At 72.6% G+C, this 8,689-nt stretch carries 10 protein-coding genes; 4 read left to right on the top strand and 6 right to left on the bottom strand.

Annotated features, from left to right (window positions below):
* Positions 1-90: 90 nt before the first annotated feature.
* Positions 91-990, top strand: a complete 900-nt coding sequence (locus AB0I88_RS18865; protein WP_361025579.1) for a M20/M25/M40 family metallo-hydrolase — start codon at positions 91-93, stop codon at positions 988-990.
* On the opposite strand, the gene AB0I88_RS18860 is transcribed toward AB0I88_RS18865, so the two are convergent.
* Together AB0I88_RS18860 and AB0I88_RS18855 are read right to left on the bottom strand one after the other, a co-directional pair.
* A complete protein-coding gene (locus AB0I88_RS18860; protein WP_361025576.1) occupies positions 973-1,533 on the bottom strand; it encodes an HD domain-containing protein in 561 nt (186 codons plus the stop codon). The genes AB0I88_RS18865 and AB0I88_RS18860 overlap by 18 nt on opposite strands.
* 64 nt (positions 1,534-1,597) lie before the next feature.
* Complete coding sequence (locus tag AB0I88_RS18855) at positions 1,598-1,969, bottom strand: hypothetical protein (RefSeq protein WP_361025573.1); 372 nt, start codon at positions 1,967-1,969, stop codon at positions 1,598-1,600.
* Positions 1,970-2,400: 431 nt separating this feature from the next.
* Between AB0I88_RS18855 and AB0I88_RS18850 the strand changes: the two genes are divergently transcribed.
* Complete coding sequence (locus AB0I88_RS18850) at positions 2,401-3,921, top strand: glycoside hydrolase domain-containing protein (RefSeq protein ID WP_361025570.1); 1,521 nt, start codon at positions 2,401-2,403, stop codon at positions 3,919-3,921.
* Between the two features lie 76 nt (positions 3,922-3,997).
* On the opposite strand, the gene AB0I88_RS18845 is transcribed toward AB0I88_RS18850, so the two are convergent.
* From AB0I88_RS18845 to AB0I88_RS18830, 4 genes are all read right to left on the bottom strand, one after another.
* Entirely contained in the window at positions 3,998-5,569 is a 1,572-nt protein-coding gene (locus AB0I88_RS18845) for an ABC transporter permease (RefSeq protein ID WP_361025568.1), read from the bottom strand.
* A gap of 4 nt (positions 5,570-5,573) precedes the next feature.
* Entirely contained in the window at positions 5,574-5,810 is a 237-nt protein-coding gene (locus AB0I88_RS18840) for a hypothetical protein (protein WP_361025565.1), read from the bottom strand.
* A gap of 165 nt (positions 5,811-5,975) precedes the next feature.
* Entirely contained in the window at positions 5,976-6,314 is a 339-nt protein-coding gene (locus tag AB0I88_RS18835; RefSeq protein ID WP_361025562.1) for an L-rhamnose mutarotase, read from the bottom strand.
* A gap of 42 nt (positions 6,315-6,356) precedes the next feature.
* Complete coding sequence (locus tag AB0I88_RS18830; protein ID WP_361025559.1) at positions 6,357-6,722, bottom strand: Mth938-like domain-containing protein; 366 nt, start codon at positions 6,720-6,722, stop codon at positions 6,357-6,359.
* Between the two features lie 109 nt (positions 6,723-6,831).
* Between AB0I88_RS18830 and AB0I88_RS18825 the strand changes: the two genes are divergently transcribed.
* Positions 6,832-7,245, top strand: a complete 414-nt coding sequence (locus AB0I88_RS18825) for a MarR family winged helix-turn-helix transcriptional regulator (RefSeq protein WP_361025556.1) — start codon at positions 6,832-6,834, stop codon at positions 7,243-7,245.
* A gap of 68 nt (positions 7,246-7,313) precedes the next feature.
* The gene (locus AB0I88_RS18820; protein ID WP_361025553.1) at positions 7,314-8,666 is read left to right on the top strand and encodes an NAD(P)/FAD-dependent oxidoreductase; all 1,353 of its coding nucleotides are present in this window, start codon (positions 7,314-7,316) and stop codon (positions 8,664-8,666) included.
* Positions 8,667-8,689: the final 23 nt, after the last annotated feature.

The raw sequence follows: 8,689 nt of genomic DNA, 5'->3' as shown, positions 1-8,689 counted from the left end.
GGGACTTGAGGTCGCTGAGGACCCAGGCCCAGCCGCCGCCACCCTCCGCGCCGGCACCCGAACTCCACACGCGGGGTCGGCCCGCCCAGGGTGATCCTCAACGCCCACCTCGACGTGGTGCCCGGCGTCGCGGAGCAGTTCACCGCCCGCCTCGACGGCCACCGGCTGTACGGACGCGGCGCCCACGACATGAAGGCCGCCGCCGTGGTGATGGCCACCGTGTTCCGGGAGGTGGCGCCGACGCTGCCGTACCCGGTGGCGTTGCAACTGGTCACCGACGAGGAGGTGGGCGGCTTCGACGGCACCGGGCACCAGGTGGCGCGGGGCGTCCGGGCCGGGTTCGTGATCATCGGCGAGCAGAGCGGCCTGCGGATCGTCACCGAGTCGAAGGGCATCGTCCGGGCCCGGCTCACCGCGACCGGCCGCACCGCCCACGCCGCCTACCCGTGGCTGGGGTCGAACGCACTGCTCACGGTGACGGCGGCGGTTCAGCGGCTGCTCGCCCGGCACCCGGTCCCGGCCGCCGAACAGTGGGCCACGACCGTCAACGTGGCCCGCGTCGAGACCTCCAACACGGCCGCGAACGTGGTGCCGGCGGACGCGTCCGCTCTCGTCGACATCCGGTTCCCGCCGTCCGACGAGGACCTCGCCGGGCGCACGGCCGCCGAGATCGCCGCCCATCTGACGGCGGTGACCGGGGTGGAGGTCACCGTCGAGGCGCTCGGCGCGCCGCACCACGCCGATCCGGACAGCGCCGAGGTGCGGCTGCTGCGGCAGGCCGCCCGGCAGGTGGGGTACGACGGGACGCTGCTGCGCAAACACGGGGCGGCCGACGGGCGGTTCTACTCGGCGGTGGGCGTGGACGCGGTCATCTTCGGGCCGGGCGGCGACGGGCAGCACGGTCCGGAGGAGTACGTCGATCTGCGGACGCTTCCGGCGTACCGGAAAGCACTGGAGACGTTTTTGGAAGAGCTAGGCGGCTGCGGCTAGCAGGTGCTCGACGCGGGCGGCCATGCCACGCAGATGCGGGCGGCGCTCGGCGTCGACCTTCGCGTTCCACGAGCAGGGGCCGTGCCGGTGCAGCATCTCGGTGTAGCGGGCCTCGGGGTCGACCCGCAGACCGCTCGGGCCCACCGTCTGGTCGGCGTAGGTGAGGGCGTCGGCCATCAGGCTGCGCTCGTCCGGGAAGGCGGCCAACTGCCCGGCCAGACCGCGGGCGGCGCCCACGAAACGGGCGCCCGAGTGGTAGGCCACCAACCCGGCGATCCGGGCCGGCCAGCCCTCGGCGCTCAGGTGCACGGCGCCGTCCAGCGGATGGAAACCGGTCAGCGCGATCGGCTCGGCATAGCCGATGTCGTGCAGCCAGGCCGCCGCGACGAGCACGTCCGGATCGAGACCGAGCCGGGCGGCGAGCTCGGCCGCCCGCCGCGCCACCCCCGCGGTGTGCCGCCAGCGGTCACCGCTGTCGCCGATCAGCGACCCGGCCACCAGCCGGGCCGTCTCGGCACGCGATCGGAGCAGCACGACGGTCATGGGCGGATGCTATGTCGCCGCAGGTTAACGACGGATGGACGGACGATGGCCGCTGATCGAAAAGTCAGCGGCCGCGGACGCGCTGAGCGGGCACACCGGCCGCCGCGAGCTGCCCGGCGAGCTGCCCGCCGGGATTGTCCCGGCCGCGGACGCGCTGAGCGGGCACACCGGCCGCCGCGAGCTGCTCGGCGAGCTGCCCGCTGGGATTGTCGACGAAGACGGCGACCTGCAAGTCGTCGCCGAGGCCGCACGCCGCCGCCACCGAACCCAGGTTGATCGGGTCCAGCTCCCACACGTCGGCCAGGTCGACGATCAGCCGCAACGGCCGGACCCGGCGCACCGTGTGCACCAGGAGCTGCCGCAACTCCACCGCCGCGTCCGGCCCGACCGATCCGTGCGGCTGGATGACCACGCTGCCGTCGGGACTTGTGCTCACATCGAGTACCGAGTCACGCATCGGACTGCCTCTCGCTACCCAGCGTTCATCTGCCCGCCCACGATAGGTGTGACGGGGCGACACGTCGCCAACGGAACATGACCATCCGGTGAACAGATCAGCGGCACGGGCTCGAGCAACACATCGCCGGCCGGTGACCGGGGTACGGACCGGGGCGAGGGAACCGGGCCGGGATCACGACGGTGGCCGGGGCGACCGCCTGGACCGGCTCGCCGTTCGGGTGATCCGTATCAGCCGAACGGCCCTGTGCGGATCGGCGCCCGTTTGCTTGTCTCGATGGGCCTTCCGACGTGACGAAGTGGGTCCACTTGAACGCAGCACCCAGCCCCGGCCGCCATCGGCTCCATCCCCGCCGGCTCGTCAGGCACCGGAAGCGCCTACTCGGCGCGCTCGTCGTGACACTTTCAGTGATGCCGCTGGCGTTCGTCAACGGCAACGCCACCGCGGCCACCGCCCTCGCCCCGCAGCCGGGCAACTTCACCGGACACGGCTTCGACGCCTGCACCGCCCCGTCCAGCGACACCATGGCGGCCTGGCTGAAGTCGTCGCCGTACCGTGCCGTCGGCATCTACTTCGGCGGCGCCAACCGCGGCTGCACCCAGAAGAACCTCACCGCCGCGTGGGTCCGCGAGCAGGTCAACCGGGGCTGGCGGATGATCCCGCTCTACGTCGGCCCGCAGGCCAGCTGCACCAACGTGACGCGGAAGAACCTGATCGACGACACCAGGGCGGCCGCGCAGGGCCGCGCCACCGCCGACGACGCCGTGCGCCAGGCGAGCGCGCTCGGGCTCTCCAGGGAGAGCGTGCTGATCTACGACATGGAGGCGTACGACAGCAAGAACACCGCCTGCCGCGAGGGCGTGCTCGCGTTCATGAGCGCGTGGACCGGCCGGCTGCACGACCACGGCTACTTCTCCGGCTACTACAGCAGCGCGGCGTCCGGCATCGCCGACATGGTCGCGGTCCACGGCAAGCCGGGGTACGTGCGACCCGACTACATCGACTTCGCCCGCTGGGACCAGGTCGTCACGGTCTCCGACAAGGTCATCCCGGAGACGTACTGGCAGCCGCGACGCCGGATGAAGCAGTACCGTGGCGCCCACCAGGAGACCTGGGGCGGCGTCACGATCAACATCGACAACGACTACCTGGACGTCGCCCGGCTGCCGTCGGCCGGCCAGTCCGACTGGAACCGCAACGGCTGGCCGGACGTCCTCGCCCGGACCACGGCGACCGGCAACCTGTACGCCTACCCGGGCAACGGCGTCCACGTCTCCGAGGACTCCCGGACCAAGGTCGGCTCGTACGCCTCGGCGAACGCGCTGCTGCGGATGGACCTGAACCGGGACGGTCACGTCGATCTGATCGTCCGCAACCGGGCCGGCGCCGTGTACTTCCACCCCGGCCTGAGCAGCGGCAGGTTCGGCGCCCGCAAGCGGCTCTACAAGAACCTGAGCCACCTGCGGGAACTGACCGCGATCGGCGACCTCAACCGGGACGGCTACCCCGACATGCTGGCCGCGCAGACCAGCAACGGCAACGTCTACCTCTACCCGGGGAAGAAGGGCGCCAAGTTCGGCAAGCGCACGGCGATCGCCTACGGCGACTGGAACAACCGCAGCGAGTTCACCGGCGTCGGCGACTTCGACCGCGACGGTTTCCCGGACCTGCTCGTGAAGCTGAACAGCAACAACGGCCTCTACCTGTACCGCGGAAAGCAGGGCGGGTTACAGACCGCGCTGCGGATCGGCTCGGCCGCCGGGCTGCGTGACCTGTACGGCATCGGCGACTTCGACCGGGACGGCCACCCCGACGTGGCCGCCGTGCAGACGTCCACCGGCGACCTGCTGCTCCAGCGGGGCACCGGCACGGCGCTCACCGCCGGGCCGCGGCTGTCCACCGGGTACAAGGGCCGCTCACCCCTGTTCTGATACACCGCCGGCCTCCCCTTCGGCGGCCGGCGGTGTGTCCCACGAACGGACTCCCGTGACAGCTGAACCCGAACGGTCAGTAGCCCACGTCACGTCGCCGGAACCCGAGCACACCCGCCACGATCAGCACCGCCGCGACCGCGCCGACCACCACCGGTGGGCCGGCCGTCACCGGCTCCAACGGCGCCTGCGGCAGATGCGTGAACGGCGACAGCCGCAGCGCCCACTCCGGCAGCCCGAACGACGCGGCGAACAACTCCACCACCGCGCAGTAGCCGAGCACCGACCAGGCGGCCACGGCGGCCGCCCGCGCCACCCAGCCCAGACCGAACGCCGCCACCGCCACCACGGCCCACACCCCCGGCAGGTACACCAGCGCGGCCCCGGCCATCCGCGCCGCCTGGCCCGGGTCGCCGACGGTCAGCCCGTACGCCAGGCCCTCGAAGGTGCCGCCGGCCAGCAGCACCAGCGCGCTCCCGGCCAGCGCCACCCCGAGGTGGCCGCCCAGCCAGGCGACTCGGCTCGTGGCGGTGGCCAGGATCGGCTCGGCCCGCCCGGCCGTCTCCTCGGCCCGCGCCCGCAGCGCCGCCGACACCCCGGCCGCCGCCGCCAGCAGCGCGCTCAGGGTCACGGTGAGCGCCAGATAGGAGTCGACGACGTCCTGCGCGCCGCCCGGCAGGAACTCGGCGATCTCCGGATTGCCGGTCACCCACTGCTCGATGCTGTCGGCGATCGCCCCGTACGCCATCCCGAGCATCCCGACCCCGGCCGTCCAGCCGATGACCAGGCCCCGCTGCAGCCGCCAGGCCAGCCCGGACGGGGTGCCCAGCGCCCGCGAGGCGTGCGGGCGGCCGGGCCGCGACCGCAGCAGGCCGGCCCCGAAGTCGCGCCGGTCCAGCACCGCCAGGGCCGCCGCCACCACCACGACGGCCGCGGCCAGGGTGATCGCCAGCGGCCACCAGCGGTCCGCCCCGAACGGCATGGTCTGCTGGCCCCACCCGATCGGCGACGCCCACACCACCCCGGACCGCCCGGAATCACCGACCGCCCGCAGCGCCCACGCCGCGCCGATCAGCGTGCCGACCGCCGCGTAGACGCCGCGGGTGTGCTCGAAGATCTGCGCGGCCAGCACGGTCAGCGCCGCGAACAGCAGGCCCAGCGCGGCCGTCGCGGCGGCCACCAGCAACGACCCGGCCACCGGCAGACCGGTGCCGGCCAGCGCGGCGAACACCACCGCCCCGACGGCCAGGTCGGCGATCGCGGCCAGCCGCAGCGCCGCGAACACCGGGGCACGCCGGCTGATCGGGGTGGACCGCAGCAGCTCGGCGCGGCCGGCCTCCTCGTCGCCGCGGGTGTGCCGGCCGATCAGGAACATGTTCATCAGCGCGACCACGACGGCCGCGAACCCGAACATCTCGAAGACGATCTCGCCGCCGATGGAGGTGAGCAGCTCGGGCGGGCCGCTCATCGCGATCACCGCGGTGTTGGCGCCGACCGTCTCGCGCAGCCGGGCCAGGGCGGCCGGATCACCGTACAGATCCTGGCTCTGGGTCGACTGGACCAGGAACAGCAGGCCGGTGCCGGCGATCCACCACGGCAGCGTGGCCCGCTCCCGGCGCAGGCCGAAAGTGAGCAGTGGGGCGGGCATCGGCTCAGAACCAGCGCCGGCGCCGGTAGTGGCCGTGGTGCCGATAGTGCCCGTGATGCCGGTAGTGGCCGTGGTGTCGGTAGCCGCCCGGGTGGTGGTAGCCGTAACCCTGGCTGCGCTGGATCCGGTGGTTGACCTCCCGCAACAGCCCGTCGACGGCCGGGTTGTGCCGGCCGTGGGACATCCGCTGAAGCTTCGACGCGACCATCGAGAGCACGAACCGCTTGATGAAGCCGCTCACCGCACCCACTCCTCCGTGTGCCGGGCCGGCCGTTCCACCGGGCCTGTGCCTACCAGGGTAGGCCGCCGTCTCCAGGTCTCAGCTGTTCCGCCATCGGTATCGTGCGGCGCCTCTGGCGGTCCCCTGGCGCGGTGCCGTGGACCGGCCGGCCGCCGCGGACCGGCGTCAGAGCCGGTCGAGCTGCTCCTCCAGGTGGAAGACCTGGTCGAGCACGAGCATGCCCTGGTCGGGGCGGGCCTCGCCGAGCGACGGGAAGAACCCGGCCATCGCGGCCTGCCAGCGGGCGTTCACCTCGGTCCTGGCCATCGCCTCCTGGGCGGCCGCGAAGTCGTCGGTCTGCAGGACGCCGACGAGCAGGCCGTCCGGACGCAGGAAGAGCCGGTAGTCGCGCCAGCCGGTCGCGGCCAGCGCCCGCAGCATCTCCGGCCAGACCTCGGCGTGGGCGGCGCGGTACTCGTCGAGCTTCGCCGGGTCCACCTGCAGGGTGAAGCAGACGTGCGTCATCGGGGCCTCCCTCGGATCACGACTCGCCGCCATCATGGTCGCTCAGCAGGTGGAGTGGAACAGGCCTCCCACCGGCTGCGACCCGGCCAGCTCGTTGTAGATCCGGACCGCCTCGGTGGTCTCCGCCTCGTGCACGGTGACACCCCGGTCCCGCAGCGCCCGCAGGGTGGCCGGATCGATCTGGAGCACCAGGTCCATGCCGCGGGAGAGCACCACCGTGGTGGCGCCGTGCTCCAGCAGCTCCTCGACGTCGGCGGGCTGGATGCCGGGGCGGTGCCGGGTGCCGGTCTCGTTCCAGTCCCAGGGGCGGCCGCCGCCGGGCCATAGCTTGAAGTCCTTGCCGGGCGGCAGGCCCTCGACCGCCATCTCGCCCCACGACACCGATGTGATCCGCGGCGATCGCGCCATCGCTCCTCCTTGAGTCACCGGCCGACGATAGCCGTGCCGGTCCCCCGCGTGGGAGACAGCGAGGCCCGACCCGCTGATCCGGTCGCCCACGGATCGCTAACGTGGCCTGATGGCTCACCGGCTGGTGTTCGATCTGATGACGGCCGAGCGCTCGGTCCGTCGCTGGATCGACGCCCGGTGCGGTGACAGCGGCATCGGTGCGGCCGGCGCCGGGGTGCTGTTCCACCTGGCCGCCCACGGCGACGTGCTGCTCGGCGACGTGGGCGCCGCCCTGGGCGCGTCACCGTCCGGGATGAGCGGGCTGGCGAGCCGCCTGGAGAAGGGCGGCTTCGTGGTCAAGACGCCGGATCCCCGGGACGCGCGGGCGGTGCGGCTGACCCTCACCGAGCGGGGGCGGCGGGCGGTGGCCGCGGCCCGCGAGGTGGTGACCGAGCTGAACGCGGAGCTGGCCGGGGGTTTCACCGACGCCGAGCTGGACGTGGTGGCCCGCTGGCTGGGACGAACGACACAGCGCCTGACCTGAGCGGTACTTCCGCGGACACCCGGGGCATACCAAGGTGTGAATGGGTGCCCTGAGGTGAGGGAGTGCTGATGCGTCACAAAGTGGTAGTCGTGGGGGCCGGTTTCGGTGGCCTCTTCGCGATCAAGGCGCTCCGCCGGGCGGACGTCGACATCACCCTGATCAACGGTACGTCGTACCACCTCTTCCAGCCGCTGCTCTACCAGGTTGCCACCGGCATCCTGTCCGAGGGCGAGGTGGCCCCGCCGATCCGCGAGGTGCTGCGCCGCCAGCGCAATGTGGACGTCCGGCTCGGCTGGGTGCAGGACGTCGACGTCGAGGCGCGGGTGGTCTCGGTGGCCGGGCCGGGCATCGACTACACGGTGGAGTACGACACGCTGATCGTGGCGGCCGGCGCCTCCCAGTCGTATTTCGGCAACGACGAGTTCGCCGACGACGCGCCGGGCATGAAGAGCATCGACGACGCCCTGGAGCTGCGGGCCCGGATCTTCGGCGCCTTCGAGGTCGCCGACCTGCACACCGATCCGGAGACGATCGAGCGCTGGATGACGTTCGTGGTGGTCGGCGCGGGTCCCACGGGCACCGAGATGGCCGGGCAGATCGCCGAGCTGGCGCACCGCACGCTGCGCGGACAGTACCGGCACATCGACTCCCGCAAGGCGCGGATCCTGCTGGTCGACGCGGTCGGGGCGGTGCTGAGCACGTTCGGTGACCAACTGTCGAGCAAGGCCGAGGGTCAGCTCGCCCGGCTGGGCGTCGAGGCGCGGACGAACACGAAGGTGGTGGCGGTCGACCCGGCCGGCATCGAGGTGGAGTCCGGCGGGCGCCGCGAGCGGATCCCGGCGATGACGAAGGTGTGGGCGGCCGGGGTGGCGGCGCCCGCGCTGGCCGGGAAACTGGCCGTGGCGACCGGGGCGAGGACCGACCGGGCCGGCCGGATCCACGTCGAGCCGGACACCAGCCTGCCGGGCCACCCGGAGATCTTCGTGCTGGGCGACATGATGAACCTGGCCGGCGAGGACGGGAAGCCACTGCCCGGGGTGGCGCAGGTCGCCATCCAGAGCGGCCGGCACGCGGCCGGTCAGATCCGGCGCCGCCTGGCCGGGAAGCAGACCGGCCAGCCGTTCCGGTATTTCGACAAGGGCAGTCTGGCGACGATCTCCCGGTTCTCGGCGGTGGCGAGCATCGGAAAGTTGCGGCTGTCCGGCTTCCCGGCCTGGGTGGTGTGGGTGGCGGTGCACCTGTTCTACCTGGTCGGCTTCAAGAACCGGGTGACCGCGGTGATGCACTGGTTCGTCAGCTTCCTGGGGCGGGGCCGTTCGGAGCGGGTCGCCACCGAGCAGCAGGCGTTCGCCCGTCAGGCGATCCGGGCCTACGGCGATCCGTTCCGCCGGGCTGAAGAGGGCGGAGCCCAGGTCGGGTAGCGTGTAGCGGCCCGAGTAAGTCC

The organism is Actinoplanes sp. NPDC049802 (assembly GCF_040656595.1).
In the GTDB taxonomy this organism is placed as follows: Bacteria; Actinomycetota; Actinomycetes; order Mycobacteriales; family Micromonosporaceae; genus Actinoplanes.
This window is presented reverse-complemented; position numbering and strand designations above follow the sequence as displayed.